Raw genomic sequence first — 18,845 nt, 5'->3', positions numbered from 1 at the left:
AGCCTGTCGAAACCTAGCCCCGGGTCTCGACAGGCTCGACCGACGAGCCCCGGGTCTCGACAGGCTCGACCGACGAACCCCGCGTCTCGACCGACGAACCCGGCGCCGCGTCGTAGTCCTCGAGGTCCCGCAGCCGCCGCACGGGGCTGAGGCCCACGACGACGGGCCCGAGCAGCAGGACGAACGCGGAGCCGAGCAGCACGGCCCGGCTGCCCACGTGCGCGGCGAGCACGCCGGCCGCGAGCGAGCCGATCGGGATCATGCTCCACGACACGAACCGCACGGTGGCCATCACGCGGGACAGCAGGGCGGGCGGGCTGGCCACCTGCCGGTAGGTGCGCGTCACGACGCTCCCCGGCACCACGGACGCGCCGAACACGAGCGTGCCGACGGCGAAGCAGAGCCACCCGAGGCCGCCGGCGCCGAGCGGGATCAGCAGCGCCCCGGCGAACCCGAACAGCCCGTCGAGCAGCAGCACGCGGGCGGAGCCGAACCGCCGGACGAGCCAGGGCGTGGCCGCCGCCGCGATCAGCGAGCCCACGCCGTCGGCGGCGAGCAGCACGCCCACCATGGCGGGCGGGGCGTCGAGGTCGCGGACGAGGTAGAGGGCGAACAGGCCGGCCTGCACGCCGCACACGAGGTTGACGGCGCACGCCCACCAGGTGGCGGGCGCCATCACCGGGTGGCGCACCACGAACCGCCAGCCCTCGGCGATCATCGCGCCCATCCCGGGCCGGGTCTCGCCGTCCCCGGGCGCGGGCTCGCGCCGCTCGGGCAGCCGCCGCAGCAGCAGCGCGGACACGACGTAGGAGACCGCGTCGACCAGCAGCGCCGGCACGGCGCCCACGGCCTGCACCAGCAGGCCCGCGACCGAGGGCCCGCCGAGCTGGGTGGCGGCCTGGGTCCCGGAGACGAGGCTGTTGCGGCTGGTCAGCTCGTGCTGCGGCACCACGGTGGGCAGGAAGGTCGTGTTGGCGGTGAAGAAGAACACCTCGGCCACGTTGACCGCGAGCGCCGCCAGCACGAGGTGGACCAGCGAGAGCTCGCCCAGCCACCACACGAGCGGCACGGCGAGGATCGTGACCGCGCGCACCAGGTCCGCCGCGACCTGCGTCGCGCGCAGCGGCAGCCGGTGCACGATCGCGCCGGCGGGCAGGCCGAGCACCACCCAGGCGAGGTACGACGACGCGGCCAGCACGCCCGTCTCGACCGGGCCGGCGTCCAGCACGGTCACCGCCGTCAGCGGCAGCGCGACGGTCGTGACGGCGGTGCCGACGCCGCTCGTGGTGCTCGCGGCCCAGTAGGTCCAGAACGGCCGTGCACTCGTGGCCACGGGCCACCTCCTCGTCGCGGGGCGCGCCCCGGGAACAGGCGGGGCGTCGCCGTCGTTAGTCAGTTCCAGATTGGAACTCTATACGACGCCGTGCCCCTGGACGTCCGACCGGGACCGGCGGGAGGATGACCCCCATGCGCCGAGACGACCTTGCCGACAGCGACTGTGGCATCGCCCAGGCCCTCGGCGTCGTCGGCGACTGGCAGAGCCTGCTGATCGTGCGCGAGGCCGCAGCGGGCGTCACGCGGTTCGAGGGCTTCGACCGCGAGCTCGGCCTCTCCCGCCGCGCCCTCACCGAGCGGCTCGGCTCCCTCGTGGAGCACGGCGTGCTGGAGAAGGTGCCGTACTCCGCGCGTCCGCCCCGCCATGACTACCGGCTCACCGCGCGCGGCGAGGGGCTGCTCCCGGTGCTGCTGGCGCTGCAGGAGTGGGGCACGCGGTTCGTCCTGGGCGACGGCACCCTGAGCGGCGCCCTCGGCGACGGCGACCTCGCGCGGGCGCGCGCCCTCGAGGGCACCCGCGTGCCCGACGTCGCGCTGACCGCCCACGACGGCTCCACCGTGCGGCTCGTCGACCCGGACCGCTGGACGGCGCTGTTCTTCTTCCCCGGCGCGTACGCGCCCGGCACCCACGGGTACCCGCCGCGCTGGGGCGACGTGCCCGGCACCGCCGGCTGCACGCTCGAGTGCGTCACCTACGGGCGCCGCCACGCCGACCTCGACGCGGCCGGTGCGCGGGTGCTCGGCGTGAGCACGCAGCACCCCGAGCAGCAGGCGGCCTTCGCGGCGCACGCCGAGCTGCCGTACCTGCTGGCGTCGGACCAGGACGGCCTCGCCGCGTCCGCGCTGCGGCTGCCCGTGTTCCGGGCCGGTGGCGCGGACCGGCTCAAGCGCGTCACGCTGCTGGTGGACGACGAGGGCGTCGTCCGGCACGTGCAGGCCCCGGTGACCGACCCGGCGCAGTCGGTCGACGACGCGCTCGGCCTCGTGCGCGACCTGCGTGCCGGGACACCGGCCGGAGCTCCGCGCTAGGGTCGGGACGAACCGGAGCCGGCGGAAGGAACCTCACGATGACCAGCCCCACCACCCCCTCCCGTCACCGATTCCCGCACGTCGCCGAGGCGTCGATCCACGTGAACCAGCCGCCCGCGCGGGTCTGGGCCGAGCTCATGCACCCCGGCGCGCGGTGGATGCTGGGCGCGAACATCGAGACGGACTTCCAGCCGGGCAGCCCCGTCACCTTCGAGGGGCACTTCTTCGGCCGCCAGTTCGCCGACAAGGGCGTGGTGATCGCCGTCGACCGCCCCCGCCTGCTGCACTTCACCCACTTCTCGCCGCTCGCCGAGCTCGCGGACATCCCGGACAACTACCACGAGATCCGCATCACGCTCGAACCGGACGAGACGGGTACGGTGGTGGCCGTGAGGCAGGAGAACATCGACACGGCCCAGCACGCGACCAGCTCACAGGCGCACTGGCAGGACGCGCTCGCGACCCTCGCCCACCGCGACGGCGCCCCTGCCCGTCGCGCGTGACCCGCCCCCGCCGGTCGAGGCTGTCGAGACCCGGCCTCGCGATCACGCTCGCCGGGGCCGCCGTCCTCGCCGGGTGCTCCGGCGCCGGCACCGAGCCCTCGCCGGGCCCGGCCTCGTCCGCCGCGCAGAGCTCGCCCGCACCGTCGGCCACGGCGACCACGCCGTCCGCCACGCCGTCCGCCACGCCGTCCGCATCGTCGTCAGCATCGTCGGCGCCCTCGACCTCGACGAGCCCGGAGACCCCCGACGACGTGCTCGCCGGCTGGTCGCTGGAGCAGAAGGTGGGCCAGCTGCTCATGGTCGGGGTGTCGGTGACCGACCCGGCCGCCGTGAGCGCCGCCGCCGTGCGCGAGGAGCACGTCGGCAACGTCTTCCTGCACGGCCGCAGCCAGGCCGGGGTGGACGCGACGCGCGACCTCGTGGACGAGTACACCGGCCTGGTCTCGCGCCGCTCGACGCACGGCACGCCGCTCCTCGTGGCGACCGACCAGGAGGGCGGCATGGTCCAGGTGCTACGCGGGCCCGGCTTCTCCGACGTCCCGGCGGCCACCGAGCAGGCCACCTGGAAGGCGAGCACCCTGCAGGAGCGGGCCCGCGGCTGGGGCGACGAGCTCGCCGACGCCGGCGTCAACCTCAACCTGGCGCCCGTCATGGACCTGGTCGACGAGGACGACGCCGCGCAGAACCCGCCCATCGGCGCCTTCGACCGGAGCTACGGCTTCACTCCCCGGTCCGTGGTGCGCTCCGCGAACGCGTTCAGCGCCGGGCAGCGCGCGGCCGGGGTCGAGCCGGTGATCAAGCACTTCCCTGGCCTCGGGCGCGTCACCGCCAACACGGACACCGACGACCACGTGACCGACGACGTCACCACGCGCGACGACGCGTCGGTGCGCGTCTTCGCCCGCGGCATCGACGCGGGCGCGCGATTCGTGATGATGTCCACCGCCGTCTATGCGCAGATCGACCCCGGCGCACCCGCCGCCTTCTCCCCCGTCGTCGTGGGCGACCTGCTGCGCGGCGACCTGGGCTTCGACGGCGTCGTCATGACCGACGACCTGTCCGCCGCCGCCCAGGTGCAGGGCCGGTCGCCGGGCGAGCGCGCCGTCGACGCCGTGGACGCCGGCGTCGACCTCGTGCTCGCCTCCGCCGACCCGACCGTGGCCCCCGCGATGGCTGACGCCCTGGTCGCGAAGGCCCGCCAGGACCCGGCCTTCGCCAAGAAGGTCGACGCCTCCGCCCGGCGAGTACTGGCGGCCAAGGCCGACCTCCCGAGGTAGTCCAGAACGCGCCGAGGTAGTCCAGAACGCGCCGAGGTAGTGGTCTGGTCCACTTCCTCGGCGCACCGTGAACTACCTCGGCGGTCTCCGCCCCCGCCCGGCGGAGCCCGGCGCGGCGGGCGAGGATCGAGCATGGCCCGCACGGCCGGTGACGTGCTCACCGTCGCGATCCGCACCCAGGCGGAGGCGATCCTGCGCGGCCACGACGACGTCCGGACCTCCGCGCGCGCGGGCGGCGACGCGCCCGACGCCGTGCACGACGCCCGCGTCGCGGTGCGGCGCCTGCGGGCCACGCTGCGGGCCTTCGCGCCGTGGGTGGCGACGGAGGACGGCACGCTCGACGCGCTCACGTGGTGGGTGCGCACCCTCGGGGCCGCGCGCGACGCCGAGGTGCAGCGCGACGGCCTCGCGGCGCTCGGTCGCGAGCTCGCGACCGCGACGCCCGACGTGCGGGCGGGGCTCGTGCTGCTCGACGGCGCACTCCGGGCGGCCCACGCGGAGGCCCGGGCGGCGGTGACGACGGCGCTCGCCTCCGCCCGCTGCCGCGACCTCACCGCGCGGCTGGACTCGCTCGCCGCCACGCCGCCGCTCGCCCAGGGCGCCGGGGAGGATGCCGCGGCGGCGCTGCGTCCGGGCGTCGAGCACGAGCTCGGGCGGGTCCGGAGCCGCACCGGCCCGGTGGCGTCGTGGGCGGGTCCCGGCAGCGGCGAGCCGCGCCCGGCGCCCGACGTCGTGCACCGGCTGCGCAAGGCCGCCCGGCGGGCCCGCTACGCGGCCGAGGTGCTCGCGGGCTCCGGGGACCGCGCCACCGACCGCTGGGCGGGCGACGCCGTCGCGCACCACCACGACCTGCAGGACCTGCTCGGCACCGTGCACGACGCCGACGTGCTCCGCGCGACCCTCGCCGGACTGTCCGGGCCGCGCACCGCCGCGGCCGTCGACGCGTGCGCCCGGGCCGCCGGCGAGCCGGCCGATCAGGCCCTCGCGGAGGCGGCCCGCCTCGCGCGCCGAGCTCCCGTCGAGGCCGTGCCCACCCTTCGAGAACGCGATCGCTCGCGTCATCCGTCCGGATGACGCGAGCGATCGCATGCTGGGAGGCGGGTCGGTCAGTGCCCGCCGGAGACCAGGAAGACCAGGCCGAAGGCGATGGCCCCCACCACGACGCCCATGCAGGCGACGGCACCCGCGAGGCGGGCCGGGCTGGGGCGGGTGATGGCGATGGCGCGCGCCGGGCGGCCGTCGGCGGGTCCGCCGGCGTCGGGCGCCGTGGTGCCCTGCGCGTCCGGGGAGGTCGTGCCGGCCAGCAGCCGCAGGCCGAGCGCGAACAGCGCGGGGATCCCGGCGCCGATGATCAGCCCGGCCACGAGGACCTGGCCGAGGGCGCCCCACTCGATGACGTTCATGCGTCCACCTTCCGGTTCGCCGGGGCGTGGTGCGGGGGTGCGCCGACGGTGCCCACGGCGCCGACGGCGGGCCCGACGGACGACGCGGTCGCGAGGGCGGGCACGGGCCCGACGCGCTCGCCGCCCGCCTCGCCCGTGGTGGCGGCGACGGCCTCGAGGGACGCGCCCTTCTCCTCGTCCCAGGCCTCGTTCACGTTGGTGTGGTCCACCGGCTTGCGGCGCGACACGAGCCAGATGGCCGTCGAGACGACTACGAGCAGCGCGAAGACGGCGATCGTGCCGGCGGTGCCGCCGATCGCCGACTCCAGCCAGTGGCACAGCGCGCCGACGAGGCCGGCGGCGGGGAGGGTGACCATCCAGGCCACGAACATGCGGCCGGCCACGCTCCAGCGCACCTTGGCGCCCGGCATGCCGACGCCCGAGCCGAGCACGGAGCCGGTCGCGACGTGGGTCGTCGACAGCGAGAAGCCGAAGTGGCTGGACAGCAGGATGACGGCGGCCGACGACGTCTCCGCGGCCATGCCCTGGCGGGTGTCGATCTCGACGAGGCCCTTGCCGAGGGTGCGGATGACGCGCCAGCCGCCCAGGTAGGTGCCGAGCGCCATGGCGAGGGCGCAGCTGAGGATGACCCAGAACGGGACGTTCGAGTCGGCCGGCACGGCGCCGCCCGCGATGAGCGCGAGCAGAATGATGCCCATCGACTTCTGCGCGTCGTTGGTGCCGTGCGCCAACGAGACCAGCGACGCGGAGCCGATCTGGCCCCAGCGGAAGCCGCGGTTCGTGACGTCCTGCGGCACGCCGCGGGTCAGCCGGGCCACGAGCCACGTGCCGAGGCCGGCCACCGCGATGGCGACCACGGGCGCGATGAGGGCGGGCACCAGCACCTTGGAGATGACGCCCGACCACAGCACGCCGGACGTGCCGACGGCGGCGAGCACGGCGCCCACCATGCCGCCCACGAGGGCGTGCGAGGAGCTGGACGGGATGCCGAGCAGCCAGGTGATGAGGTTCCAGACGATCCCGCCGACGAGCCCGGCGAGGACGACGGGGAGCGTGATCACTCCGGCGTCGACGATGCCCTTGGCGATCGTGGCGGCGACGGCGAGCGACAGGAACGCGCCGACGAGGTTGAGGACGGCGGACAGCGCGACGGCCGTCCGGGGCTTGAGGGCTCGGGTGGCGATGGAGGTGGCCATCGCGTTGCCCGTGTCGTGGAACCCGTTGGTGAAGTCGAAAGCGAGGGCCGTCACGACGACGAGCGCGAGCAGAAGCGTCTCGGTCACGGCACCCATCGTGGAGGGTGATCCTGAGGGAATTCGACCGTCGGTGGGCCGTTCGGTGAACTGTTCCGGGACTGTTCACCTGGTGTTCATCTGACGGCGGCGTGTCGTCCGCGCGCGTCGCGCGCGACCGGCCGCCGGGTCAGGACCCGGGCCGCAGGAGGGGCGGGTTGAGCACGGCCGGGACGCTCGCCGGCCCGTCGTCGCGCCCGTCGTCGCGCTCGTCGGCGAACCCGGCCTCGCGCGCCGCCCGGTAGAGCGTCGCGGGGCGGCCCGCCCCGCCCGAGGTGGCGCGGCCGGTCTCCTCGAGGAGGCCCGGCGTGCCGGTGGCCTTGCGCGAGAAGTTGCGCGGGTCGAGACGCACGCCCCACACCGCCTCGTACACGCGCCGGAGCTCCGCGACCGTGAACTCCGGGCCGCAGAACGCGGTGGCGAGCGGCGAGTACTCGAGCTTGGACCGGGCGCGCTCGACGCCGTCGGCCAGGATCCGGGCGTGGTCGAAGGCGAGCGTCGCCCCGTCCAGCACCTCCGCCACGGGCCGCCAGGCCACGCCCCCCGCGTCCGAACCGGCCTGCACCACGCCGAACTCGGGCGCGAGCAGCAGGTGCGCCACGGACAGGACCGGCCCGCGCGGGTCGCGGCCGAGCGGCCCGTACGTCCCGAGCTGCTCCAGGTGCCCGGGCGGGGCGACACCGGCCTCCTCCGCGAGCTCGCGCGTCGCGGCGGCCGCCAGCCCCTCGCCCGGCAGCACGAACCCGCCGGGCAGGGCGGGCACCCCGCGGAACGGCTCGACCCCGCGCTCGACGAGGAGCACCTGCAGCGCGTCGTCGCGCACGGTGAGCGCGACGACGTCCACGGTCACCGGCAGCAGGGCTGCATCCGGGGGCACGCCGACGCCGGCCTTCGTCGTTCCGTCCATGCGGCCACCCTACCCGCTTGATGTCAGATTGACGAGAACTCCGGGCGGTGGTTATCGTCATCCCGACATCAATTAATCGTCATTGTGACGAGAAAGAGAGGGCGTCATGGCCACCATCCACAGCTACCCCTGGACCCGGCACTTCCTCGGCAGCCCGACGGGGCACGTCGTGCACCTGCGGCGCGGCCGCGTCGCGCACCAGGGCGTCGGGCAGGCGTTCTGGTTCCGGCCCACCACCTCGGTGCTCAGCGAGGTGCCCGTGGACGACCAGGAGCTGCCCGTCTTCTTCCACGCCGTCACGACCGACCACCAGGACGTCACCGTCCAGGCCAACGTCACGTACCGCTTCGCCGACCCCGTGACCGCGTCGCAGCGGCTCGACTTCGCCGTCGACCCCCACCACGGCACCACCAGCACCGAGGGGCGCGACCAGGTCACCACCATCGTCGGGCAGCTCGCGCAGAGCCACGCCGCCGACGTCCTCGCCGCGATGACGCTCGCCGAGGCGATGACCGCCGGCGTGCCCCGCGTCCGCGCCCTCCTCACCGAGGCGCTGCCCGCCGACCCCCGGCTCGTCGCGACCGGCATCGCCGTCGTCGGCGTCCAGGTCCTCGCCGTCCGGCCCGAGAAGGACGTCGAGCGCGCGCTCCAGACGCCCGCCCGCGAGCAGGTGCAGGCGGAGGCCGACCGCGCCACGTACGAGCGCCGGGCCCTCGCCGTCGAGCGGGAGCGCGCCATCGCGGAGAACGAGCTCGCGAGCAAGATCGAGCTCGCCACCCGCCGCGAGCGCCTCGTCGCGCAGGACGGCGCCAACGCGCGCCGGGAGGCCGAGGAGCAGGCGGCGGCCGCGATGGTCGAGGCCCGGTCGCGCGCCGAGCGCTCGCGCCTGGACACCGACGCGCGGGCCGAGCAGGTCCGCACCGTCGGCGAGGCGGAGGCCGCGGCCGAGCGCGCCCGCATGGCCGCCTACGCCGAGGCCGGCCAGGGCACGCTGCTGGCCCTCGCGCTGCGCGACGCCGCCGGGTCGCTGCCCGCCGTGCAGCACCTCACCATCACCCCCGACCTGCTCACCGGGGTGCTCGGCAGCCTGGTGCAGGGCCCGAGGGGCGGCGCTCCCGCCGGCGGAGAGGCGGCCTGACCGTGCTGCGCCGACGGGCGGTCGTCGTGCACCGCCGCACCGAGCTCGACGAGCTGCTGGACCGGCACGGCACCCGCGGGCAGGCCGAGTTCTTCCTGCGCACCCGCGGGCGCACCCTCGCCGAGGTGCAGGAGCGGCACGACACGCTCGCCGCCGCCCGCGACGCCGTCGTGGCCGCCCTCCCCGCCGGGTGGGCGAGGGCGGACGTGGAGCGCGCCGACCTGTCGCGGTTCCTCGTGGCGCCGGAGGACGTCGTGGTGGTCGTCGGCCAGGACGGGCTCGTGGCGAACGTCGCGAAGTACCTGCACGGCCAGCCGGTGCTGGGCGTCGACCCCGAGCCGGGCACCAACCCCGGGGTGCTCGTGCGGCATCCCGTCGCCGCCGCGGCGCGCCTGCTCGCCGGGCTGGACGGTCCGGTGCCACGCGGCGCGGCCGCGCCCGACCGGGCGGCGCTGCTGCCGGTCGACGCGCTCACCACCGTGCGCGCCGACCTCGACGACGGCCAGCACCTCACCGCCCTCAACGAGGTCTTCGTCGGCCACCCCGGCCACCAGAGCGCGCGCTACGCGCTGCGGTGCGCGGCGGGCGAGGAACGGCAGTCGTCGTCCGGGCTGCTGGTGGCGACCGGCACGGGGGCCACGGGCTGGTGGGCGTCGCTCGCGCACGACCGCGGCGGGCGGAGGGCGCCCGGGCGGTCGGAGGACCGCCTCGGCTGGTTCGTCCGCGAGGCGTGGCCGTCCCCCGGCACGGGCACGACGCTCACCGAGGGCACCGTGGAGCGCGGCGACGAGGTGGCGCTCACCGTCGCGTCCGACCGGCTGGTCGTCTTCGGCGACGGCATGGAGGACGACCGTCTCGTCGCCACCTGGGGCCAGACCGTCACGGTGCGGGCCGGCGCGGAGCCGCTGCGGCTCGTGCGGCCGTGACCCCTCTACGGCGCGGTTCCCCCGTAGTGCGCGGCGAGCCGGCGCATCCCCTCGTCGACGCTCACCGCCGGCGTCCAGCGCAGGTCGCGCCGCGTGGCGCGCTGGTCGAACCAGTGCGCGGTGGACAGCTGCTCGGCCAGGAAGCGGGTCATCGGCGGCTCGTCGGCGCCGGGCCGCACCCGCCACACGGCCTCGACGAGGCCCCCGGCCGACCGGGCCAGCCCGGCGGGCACGCGCCACGCCGGCGGCCGCACCCCGGCGGCGCGGCAGATGCCGGACAGCAGGTCCGCGACGGTGCGCGGCTCCCCGTTGGTCAGCACGTACGCGCGGCCGCCGACGGCGTCGGGCGCCCCGTCGAGCCGGTCGAGGGCGGCGCGGATGCCGTCGGCGGCGTTGTCCACGTAGAGCGTGTCGATGAGCGCGGCACCGTGCCCGAGCAGCGGCAGCCGCCCGTGGGCGGCGCGGTCGACGACGCGCTCGACGAGCTGGGTGTCGCCCGGCCCCCAGACGAGGTGCGGGCGGACGGCGACGACGCGCGGCCCGCCGCCGGCCCCGTCCCGGCCGAGGGCGAGCACCTCGGCGGCCGCCTTGGTCCGGGCGTAGTCGCCGCGGGCGCGCTCCGGGTCGGCGGGGGTGGCCGGGACGCCGACCAGCGAGGTGCCCAGGTGGGCGACGGACGGGGACGACACCTGGACGAACCGCCGCACGCCCGCGCGCTCGGCCGCGTCGAGCAGCGTCCGCGTACCGCGCACGTTCACCTCCCGGAACTCCGACGCGTCCCCGGCGAGGGACACCTTGGCCGCGAGGTGCACCACGGCCTCGACGCCGTCGACGGCGCGCGCGACGGCGTCCGGGTCCGTCACGGAGCCCAGGACGTCGTGCGCCCCGGCGACGCCGGACGGCCGGCGCTGCAGGGTGCGCACGTCGTCGCCGCGGGCCGCGAGCGCGCGGGCCACCGCGCCGCCGAGCAGCCCGGACGCGCCGGTCACGAGGACCGTCACGGCGCCCCCACCCGGCCGCCGGTGAGCACCCGGTCGGCCCAGGTCGCGAGCCGGGCGCGGTCGATCTTGGAGTTGTGCCGCACGTCCGTCGGCATGCGCGGCACCACGAGCACCGCCGCGAGCGGCACCGGCGACGCGGCCCGGGCGGCGGCGGCGAGCGCATCGGGCGCGAGCCCGGGGCGGCGCGCGCCGGCCACGGTCTCGACGACCGCTACCGGCTGGTGCACGCCCGCCGGCCCGACGCCGACCACCGCGGCACGACGCACCTGCGGCACGCGCTCCACGTGCTGCTCCGGCCCGACCGGCGCCAGGGGCCCGTCGGCCGTGCGGAGCACGTGCGCGAGGCGGCCCTCGATCCACAGCCGCCCCCGGTCGTCGAGGTGCCCGACGTCTCCCGTGCGGTGCCAGCGGCCCGGCGGGGTGTCGCGCTCCGCCGCCAGGTCGGTGAGCCACAGCCGGTCGTAGCGCTCCTTGAGGTGACCGGCGCGCACGAGGACCTCGCCCAGGACGCCGGGGGCGGCGGAGGGCTCGCCGGTCGCGGCGCCGTCGTCGTCGAGCGCGCTGACGAGCACCTCGCCGCCGCCGACGGGCCGGCCCACGCAGACGCCGTCGTCGGGCGCCGCGGCGGCGTCGCGGATGCCGTCGAGCGTGATGTCGGTGACGAGCAGGCACTCCGTCATCCCGTACGGCGTGTGCGCGGCGGCGGCCGGCATGAGCTCCGCCGCCGAGCCGAGCAGCTCCGCGGAGATCGGCGCCCCCGTCGAGAGGACCGTGCGCACCTGGCCGAGAGCGGCTCGGTCCGCGTCGTCCAGCGCGTCCGCCGTCGCCACGACGTTGAGGATCGCCGCCGGGGACAGGAAGACGATCCGCGCCTCGGAGGCCTGCACCGCGTCGGCGACGGCCCACGCCGTGAGGGTGCGCGGGGACGACACGTCCATGCGGGGCGTCACCGACCGGGTGCCGAGGGCCGGCCCCAGCAGCGCGAACGGCGCGAAGCCCGTGACCAGCCCCGTCTCGGGGCCGACGTCGAAGTGGGCCGCGAGCACGTCGCGCAGCGCTGAGAGCCGGGCGTGCGAGTAGACGACGCCCTTGGCCGGCCCCGTGGACCCGGAGGTGAACAGCACCGCGGCCTCGTCCTGCGGCCCCGGCTCGGGCGGCAGCGCGCGCCCCTCGCCCGCGCGGGCGACGTCGACGAGCTCGTGCGTCACCCCGAGCGCCCGGCGCACCGCCGGGGCGAGCGGGTCGGCGGAGATCCGCACCCCCGGCCAGCCGAGCGCCCGCGCGGCGGTCAGCCCCTTGGTCTGCGCGACGACGAACCTCGGCCACGCCCCGCGCTCGGCCCGGGTGAGCCCGCGCACGCCCAGCCCGGCGTCGGCCACCACGACCACCGCGCCGATCCGCAGGCACGCGTACACGAGGGCGGTCAGCGTCGGCCCGGGCTCGACCAGCAGCGACACACGGTCGCCCCGCCGCACACCGATCCCGTGCAGCCCCGCCGCGATACGCCGCACCTGCCGGTGCAGCGCCCGCCAGCTCACGGTCAGCGGACGGCCGTCCGCGCCGTCGGTGGTCATGTCCAGCACGGCCGGACCCGGGTCGTCCGCCCTGTCGTCCAACCCCGCCCACAGCGGCACGAACGGTCCTCCGCCGGTCGACACCGGACCGCTGGTTGAGCCTGTCGAAACCCTCCTCGTGGTCTCGACAGGCTCGACCGACGGAGCGCCCGTCGACACCGGACCGCTGGTTGAGCCCGTCGAAACCCGATCCGTGGTCTCGACAGGCTCGACCGACGGAGCGCCTGTCGAAACCCGATCGGTGGTCTCGACCGACGAGGCAGACAGCGACCCGAGCCACCCGAGCACCGCCGGGGTCCAGTCCGCGTCCTCCGCCACGAGGTGCCCCGCGTCGGCGAACCGGTGCACGTGCGCGTGCGGCAGCCGGTGGACGAGGTCGTCGAGGTAGCGGTCGGAGAACACCGGGTCGTGCGGGCCCCACAGCAGCACGGCGGGCACCTTGAGGTCGGCGACGCCCGCGGCGACGCGCGCCAGCTCGGGCGCGCTCGGGTGCCGGTCGTCCACCGGGATGTCGGCGACGAAGCCCTCGACGCCGTCGCGCTCGGCGGCGGTGAGGTACGGCAGGCGGTACGCCTGCGCGACGTCGTTCGCCAGCCGCGGGCGGGCCAGCGCGAGCGTGGTCTCGAGGAAGGCGCGGGTGGTGCGCGTCCCCAGCCGGTGCACGGGCCCCGCCAGGGCGAGGCGCAGCGGCGCGGGGACGGGCGCGTCCTCGGGCTGGTGCACGGCGGTGTTGAGCAGCGCGACGCCCGCGAGCTGGTCGGGGTGGTCCACGGCCCAGCCGAGCGAGACGACGCCGCCCCAGTCGTGGCCGAGCGTCACGACCGGCCCCGTCAGGCCAAGCGCGTCCGTGAAGGCGCCGAGGTCGGCGACCCGGCGGGCCAGCGGGCGGTGCTCGCCCGTCCGGCCGGAGAGGCCCATCTCGAGCTGGTCGACGGCGACGACGCGCCATGCGGGGCGGCCGTGGGCCGCGGCGTCGACCGCGTCCGTGACGAGCCGCCGCCACAGGTACGACCAGGTGGGGTTGCCGTGCACCGCGAGCACGGTGCCCGCGGGCTCGGCGCCGGGACCGAGCCGGGCCGCGAGCTCGGGCCCGTTGTCGAGGTAGTGCCACGACCCGCCGCGCGCGTCCGTCAGCACGTGGCTGTAGCGGGGGTCGAGCCCGGGCAGGCCCGGGGGGACGGTGTCGGCGGGGCGGACGCTCGTCGTGCCGGTGGTCGAGCCCCTCACCAGGCGAGCTCCAGCATCGCGGTGTTGATACCCGATCCGACGCCCATGAGCAGCACCCGGTCCCCCGCGGCGAGCGAGTCCTGCTGCTCGACCAGCGTGATCGGCACCGACGCCGGGCCCACGTTGCCCAGCCGCTCGTACGTCGTCGGGACCTTGGACCGGTCCAGGCCCACGGACTCGACGATCGCGTCGGTGTGCACGCGCGACACCTGGTGCGTCACGTACCGGTCCATGGACGACCAGTCCCAGTCGGCGACGGCGTCCTTCCAGGCGTCCACGACGAGCTCCAGCCCGCCGTCGAGCAGCGCCTTCGCGTCCGTGAACATGCCCTCCGTGCTGCCCACGCACAGGTCGTGGAAGCGGGTCGCGGCGCGCGTGACGCCGCCGAGCACGCGGTGCCCCCGCGGGTGCTCGTCCGCGCGGCCCAGCACCGCGGCCGCCGAGCCGGAGCCGAGGGTGAGCGAGGCGAACTCCTGCATGAAGTCGTCGCGGCTGCGGTCCTCGCGCAGGAGCCGCTCGATGGTGCGGTCGTGGATCACGTCGGCGTCCTCGCCGTCCACGACCACCGCGTAGCGGACCTGGCCGGACTCGATCATCCCGGCGGCGAGGCTCATGCCGTTGATGAACCCCAGGCAGGCGTTGGCCACGTCGAAGTTGACCGCCGACGACGGCAGCCCCAGCCCGTGGTGCAGCCGCACCGCGACCGACGGCTCGAGGTGCCGGCGCGTGACGGACGTGTTGATCAGCAGGCCGACGTCGGCGGCCTCGACGCCCGCGGCCCGGAGGGCCTCGTGCCCCGCGGCGACCGTCGCGTCGTCCACGTCCTCGTCCGCGGTCCAGGCGCGGCGCTCGCGGACCCCGGCCACGCGTTGCAGCAGCGTGGTGGGCAGCCGCAGGCGCCGCAGCGCCGGGGCGAGCCGCTTCTGCACCTCGGCGGACGTCCGCACGCCGGAGGGGAGGCGGCTGGTCACCGACAGCAGCGAGACGTTGGCGAACCTGGTGGTGGCGTTCCCTGACACACGAGCTCCAGACGACCGGTCGTGCATGGGGAGCACGGTGCCGGCTCAGCGACGAGTAGGCGGGGCCGCGCGACCCCGGCCCCGCGACGTTACGACGTCCGAGGCGTGCTTGCCGTTCCAACGGCACGATGTGGGATCGGCCACCCTGAGTTCACCCCGCCGTGGCGGAGGCCCCGAGCACGTCGAGGGTCCACGCGTGCTCGAAGGCGATCTCCTCCCACCGTGCGTACCGCCCGGAGACGCCGCCGTGCCCGGCGGACATCTCGATCTTGAGCAGCGCAGGAGCCCCCGCGGCCCGCAGGCGCGCCACCCACTTCGCCGGCTCGACGTACAGCACACGGGTGTCGTGCAGCGACGTGGTGGCCAGCACCCGCGGGTAGACGGACGCGTCGTCGGGCACGTTCTCGTAGGGGGTGTACGCCTTCATGCGGGCGTACACCTCGGGGTCGTGCAGCGGGTCGCCCCACTCGTCCCACTCGACCACCGTGAGCGGCAGCGACGGGTCGAGCATGGAGGTCAGGGCGTCGACGAACGGCACGCCCGCGAGCACGCCGGCGAACAGCCCGGGCGCCAGGTTGAGCGCCGCGCCCACGGTGAGGCCGCCGGCGCTCCCGCCGTCGGCGACCATGCGCTCGGGCGCCGTCCAGCCCGTCTCCACCAGGTGCCGCCCGCACGCGACGAAGTCGGTGAAGGTGTGCTCCTTGGCCGCGAGCTTGCCGTCGTCGTACCAGTGCCGGCCGAGCTCGCCGCCGCCGCGGACGTGCGCGACGGCGAAGACGACGCCGCGGTCCAGCAGGCTGAGGCGCGGCACGGAGAAGTAGGGGTCGATGCTCGTCTCGTACGCCCCGTACCCGTACAGCAGCAGCGGCGCGGGCTCGGCGCGCGTGCCGGAGCCGTCGAGGGTCACCGCGTCGCGCCGCCACACCAGGCTGATGGGCACCCGCGTGCCGTCCTCGGCGACGGCCCACTCCCGGTGCTGCACGTAGTCGGCGGGGTCGTAGCCGCCCAGCACGGGCTGCTGCTTGCGCACGTGCCGCTCGCCCGTGGCGAGGTCCACGTCCACCACGGTGGCCGGCGTGACGAACGACGTGTGCTGCACCCGCAGCAGCGGCTGCTCCCAGTCCGGGTTGGCGTCGAGGGCCACGGAGAACAGCGGCTCGTCGACGTCGATCTCGCGCGCCGTCCACGGCCGGTCCGCCGTCGTGCGGGCGTTCTGGGCCAGGTCGACGACGGCGACGCGCGGCAGCGCCTCGCGCCGCAGGCTCAGCACCACGTGCCGGGCGAACGCGTCCACGCCGTCGAGCCGCACGTCCGGGTCGTGCGGGACGACGACCCGCGCCGCCGCGGGGTCGAGGGGGCCGGCGTCGGGCGCGGGGACGTCCGTCACGACGAGCTCGAAGTTCTCCGCGCCGTCGTTGTGCAGCACCAGCAGGGCGTCCCGCCCGGCGGCGCCGTCGGTGGTGGTGGTGCTGTCGGTGGTGGTGCCGGCGGGAGCCGGGAGCACCGCGTGCTCCACCGTGTACTCGACGCCGTCGCGCCGCGGCCACACGAGCCGGAGGTCGCCGGTCGGGTCGTCCGCCTCGAGGACGTGCGCCTCGCTCGTCGTCTTCGACCCCAGCTCGACCACCAGGTAGCGGCGCGAGCGGGTGAGGCCCACGCCCACCCAGAACCGCTCGTCGGGCTCCTCCAGGACCAGCACGTCGTCCGTGGCCGGGGTGCCGACCTCGTGCCGCCAGACCCGGTACGGGCGCCACGCGTCGTCGACCGTCGGGTAGAAGACGTACCGGCCGTCCGGGGTGAGCACGGCGCCGGGGAACGTGTCCTCCACGACGTCGGGCAGGTCCTCGCCGGTCGTCAGGTCGCGCACGCGCAGCGTGAACCGCTCGTCGCCGGTGGTGTCGACGGCGTACGCGAGCCGCGCGCCGTCCTCGGACACGTCGAAGGAGCCGAGCGAGAAGAAGTCGTGGCCGTCCGCGGCGGCGTTCTGGTCGAGCAGCACCTGCTCGCCGGCCGGCACGGTCCCCGCGTCGATCTGCGGCGGCGCCCACTCCCCCGCCGCGGGCACGCGCGCGTGGACCGGGTACTGCCGCCCCTCCTCGGTGCGCGTGTAGTACCAGGAGCCGCCCGTCCGCACCGGCACCGACAGGTCCGTCTCGAGGGTGCGCGCCTTGATCTCGTCGAACACCGACTGCCGCAGCGGCGCCAGGTGCGCCAGCTGCGCCTGCGTCCACGCGTTCTCCGCGGTCAGGTGCGCCAGGACCTCGGGCGACTCCTTGTCGCGCAGCCACTCGTAGTCGTCGACGACGTCGTCGCCGTGGTGCGACCGCACCGTCGGGCGGCGCTCCGCCACCGGCGCCTCCGTGGGCGCCTCGGCGTGGGCTCCCGGCGGGGCCGCTGCGGGGTCGAGGGCGGGATCGAGGGCGGGATCGAGGGCAGGGTCGGCGGAGGGCGTCAGGTCGTCGGGCACGCGGCCAGCCTAGGTGTGGTGCCCCGGCCGGGTTCCACCCGCGTGATGCACGACTGTGACCTGGATCTGTCATGTGGGTCACATTTTCGTGGCTACACTCGCGGCACGCTCGCGAAACCCTGCGGATACATGGGCCCTTTAGTGTCCCTGCATCGACGGGGTGAGCGGGTGGAACCCCGGGCTCGCCCGGGGAACGACACGACCTACGGAGGACCCGGCCGATGACGACGGACCGACCCACCAGGGGGGTCGTGATGCGCCGCACCGTGGTAGCGCTCGCGATCGCCCTCGCACCAGCGGTGTTCGCCACGCCACCAGCGCAGGCGACCCCCGGTGCCGACACCGCGGCGCACACCCTCGCCGCCGCACCAGCCGCAGGAACGATGACGGCCGCGTCCGACGTGGCCACCGACTGTCAGCCCGAGGCCGGCACCGCGTGCGTCGCGGTCCTCGTGCTGAACGACGCGAACGACCGCATCGCGGACGCCGAGGTGACCATCACCGGGCCGGGCGACTTCAGCGCCACCGTCACGACGACCGCGGACGCCGTCACCTCGGTGGCCGTGCCCGAGGTCGGCGCGTACACCGTCACGCTCGACCCGGCCTCGCTCCCCGCCGACGAGCAGCTGCCCGAGGGCGCGCCCACCGAGCTGCAGGTCACCGCGCAGACCGGCGGCACCGGACGAGCGGCGTTCCGCGTGGGCGGGGAGGCGGCCGCGCCGAGCCCCACCAGCGAGGCCACCAGCGCCGCGCCCGGCGGCGACGACGGCACCGGGACCGACGCCGGCACGGGCACCACCACCACCGACGAGGGGGTGGGGACGGCGCCGGAGGGCGACGCGTCCGCGCAGGCCTTCTCCTGGGCCCAGGTGTGGCAGCAGTTCGGCTCCGGCATCCGCTTCGGGCTGCTCCTGGCGCTCGCGTCGATCGGGCTCAACCTGATCTTCGGCACCACGGGGCTGTCGAACTTCGCGCACGGCGAGCAGTTCGCGCTCGGCGCCGCGCTCGGCTTCATCGCCATCAACCAGTGGGGGATGTCGATCTGGCTCGGCGGGCTGGTGACCATCGCGATCTGCGCGCTCTCCGGCCTCGCGCAGGACGCCGCCATCTGGCGCCCGCTGCGGCGCCGGGGCACCCCGGTCATGCAGATGATGATCGTGACCATCGGCCTGTCGATCGCGCTGCAGTACGTCATCCAGCTCCTCATCGGAGGCGGGTCCGAGCGCATCCTCTCGAGCAACCCGCGGCCCCTGACGCTGGCCGGGATCACGCTCAGCACGACGTCGTGGATCTCGATGGCGGTCGCGCTGGTCTGCCTGGTCGGGTTCGCCCTGTTCCTCACCCGCACCCGCCTGGGCCGCGCCACCCGCGCCGTGTCGGACAACCCGGCGCTCGCCTCCGCCACCGGCATCGACCCCGACAAGGTGATCCGCATCGTCTGGATCCTCGCCACCGGGTTCGCGGCGCTCGCCGGGCTCATGTGGGGCATCTCGTACGGGTCGTTCAACTGGCAGCTCGGCGTGCAGCTCCTGCTGCTGATGTTCGCCGCCGTGACCCTCGGCGGGCTCGGCACCGCGTTCGGCGCCCTGGTCGGGTCGATCCTCATCGGCCTCGTCGTCGAGCTGTCCAACCTCGTGATCCAGAGCGACCTGCGGTACGCGTCGGCGCTCGTGATCCTCATCCTCGTGCTCCTGATCAGGCCGCAGGGCATCCTGGGCCGCCGCGAGCGGATCGGCTGAAGGGAGAC

General features: G+C 75.8%; 15 protein-coding genes. 7 read left to right on the top strand and 8 right to left on the bottom strand.

Annotation, left to right across the window (positions count from 1 at the left end; translation table 11 throughout):
* Positions 1-13 precede the first annotated feature (13 nt).
* Positions 14-1,333: an MFS transporter gene (locus tag ACQFYA_RS01540; RefSeq protein ID WP_499120876.1), complete on the bottom strand. Its 1,320-nt coding sequence runs from the start codon at positions 1,331-1,333 to the stop codon at positions 14-16.
* Positions 1,334-1,467: 134 nt separating this feature from the next.
* Between ACQFYA_RS01540 and ACQFYA_RS01535 the strand changes: the two genes are divergently transcribed.
* The 4 genes from ACQFYA_RS01535 (at position 1,468) to ACQFYA_RS01520 (ending at position 5,218) form a co-directional block, all read left to right on the top strand.
* Positions 1,468-2,364: a winged helix-turn-helix transcriptional regulator gene (locus tag ACQFYA_RS01535; protein ID WP_499120873.1), complete on the top strand. Its 897-nt coding sequence runs from the start codon at positions 1,468-1,470 to the stop codon at positions 2,362-2,364.
* Positions 2,365-2,402: 38 nt separating this feature from the next.
* Entirely contained in the window at positions 2,403-2,867 is a 465-nt protein-coding gene (locus tag ACQFYA_RS01530; RefSeq protein ID WP_499120870.1) for an SRPBCC family protein, read from the top strand.
* Entirely contained in the window at positions 2,864-4,144 is a 1,281-nt protein-coding gene (locus ACQFYA_RS01525) for a glycoside hydrolase family 3 N-terminal domain-containing protein (protein ID WP_499120867.1), read from the top strand. Before ACQFYA_RS01530 ends, ACQFYA_RS01525 begins: the two co-directional genes overlap by 4 nt.
* Before the next feature lie 132 nt (positions 4,145-4,276).
* Positions 4,277-5,218, top strand: a complete 942-nt coding sequence (locus ACQFYA_RS01520) for a CHAD domain-containing protein (RefSeq protein ID WP_499120864.1) — start codon at positions 4,277-4,279, stop codon at positions 5,216-5,218.
* Positions 5,219-5,250: 32 nt separating this feature from the next.
* On the opposite strand, the gene ACQFYA_RS01515 is transcribed toward ACQFYA_RS01520, so the two are convergent.
* The 3 genes from ACQFYA_RS01515 to ACQFYA_RS01505 form a co-directional block, all read right to left on the bottom strand.
* Positions 5,251-5,547, bottom strand: a complete 297-nt coding sequence (locus ACQFYA_RS01515) for a hypothetical protein (RefSeq protein WP_499120861.1) — start codon at positions 5,545-5,547, stop codon at positions 5,251-5,253.
* The gene (locus ACQFYA_RS01510; protein WP_499120859.1) at positions 5,544-6,839 is read right to left on the bottom strand and encodes an inorganic phosphate transporter; all 1,296 of its coding nucleotides are present in this window, start codon (positions 6,837-6,839) and stop codon (positions 5,544-5,546) included. The genes ACQFYA_RS01515 and ACQFYA_RS01510 overlap by 4 nt, the downstream gene beginning before the upstream one ends.
* 130 nt (positions 6,840-6,969) lie before the next feature.
* Positions 6,970-7,746 (bottom strand): NUDIX hydrolase, encoded by a 777-nt coding sequence (locus ACQFYA_RS01505; RefSeq protein WP_499120856.1) that lies wholly within the window; start codon positions 7,744-7,746, stop codon positions 6,970-6,972.
* A gap of 106 nt (positions 7,747-7,852) precedes the next feature.
* Between ACQFYA_RS01505 and ACQFYA_RS01500 the strand changes: the two genes are divergently transcribed.
* The gene (locus ACQFYA_RS01500) at positions 7,853-8,884 is read left to right on the top strand and encodes an SPFH domain-containing protein (RefSeq protein ID WP_499120854.1); all 1,032 of its coding nucleotides are present in this window, start codon (positions 7,853-7,855) and stop codon (positions 8,882-8,884) included.
* 2 nt (positions 8,885-8,886) lie between these two features.
* A complete protein-coding gene (locus ACQFYA_RS01495) occupies positions 8,887-9,810 on the top strand; it encodes a hypothetical protein (protein WP_499120852.1) in 924 nt (307 codons plus the stop codon).
* 5 nt (positions 9,811-9,815) lie between these two features.
* On the opposite strand, the gene ACQFYA_RS01490 is transcribed toward ACQFYA_RS01495, so the two are convergent.
* From ACQFYA_RS01490 to ACQFYA_RS01475, 4 genes are all read right to left on the bottom strand, one after another.
* Entirely contained in the window at positions 9,816-10,811 is a 996-nt protein-coding gene (locus ACQFYA_RS01490) for an NAD-dependent epimerase/dehydratase family protein (protein ID WP_499120850.1), read from the bottom strand.
* Positions 10,808-13,612 carry an alpha/beta fold hydrolase gene (locus ACQFYA_RS01485; protein ID WP_499120846.1) on the bottom strand — a complete coding sequence of 935 codons (2,805 nt, stop codon included), beginning with the start codon at positions 13,610-13,612 and terminating at the stop codon, positions 10,808-10,810. Before ACQFYA_RS01485 ends, ACQFYA_RS01490 begins: the two co-directional genes overlap by 4 nt.
* Entirely contained in the window at positions 13,609-14,631 is a 1,023-nt protein-coding gene (locus ACQFYA_RS01480) for a 3-oxoacyl-ACP synthase III (protein WP_499120844.1), read from the bottom strand. The genes ACQFYA_RS01485 and ACQFYA_RS01480 overlap by 4 nt, the downstream gene beginning before the upstream one ends.
* Before the next feature lie 151 nt (positions 14,632-14,782).
* A complete protein-coding gene (locus tag ACQFYA_RS01475; protein WP_499127399.1) occupies positions 14,783-16,981 on the bottom strand; it encodes a S9 family peptidase in 2,199 nt (732 codons plus the stop codon).
* Positions 16,982-17,352: 371 nt separating this feature from the next.
* Here ACQFYA_RS01475 and ACQFYA_RS01470 point away from each other — a divergent pair, with 371 nt between their 5' ends.
* Complete coding sequence (locus ACQFYA_RS01470; RefSeq protein WP_499120841.1) at positions 17,353-18,837, top strand: branched-chain amino acid ABC transporter permease; 1,485 nt, start codon at positions 17,353-17,355, stop codon at positions 18,835-18,837.
* Positions 18,838-18,845 lie beyond the last annotated feature (8 nt).

Origin of the sequence: Promicromonospora sp. Marseille-Q5078 (assembly GCF_050315395.1) — a bacterium.
Taxonomy (GTDB): domain Bacteria; phylum Actinomycetota; class Actinomycetes; order Actinomycetales; family Cellulomonadaceae; genus Isoptericola.
The sequence above is the reverse complement of the archived record's forward strand: the minus strand, read 5'-3'. Positions and strand labels throughout refer to the sequence as shown.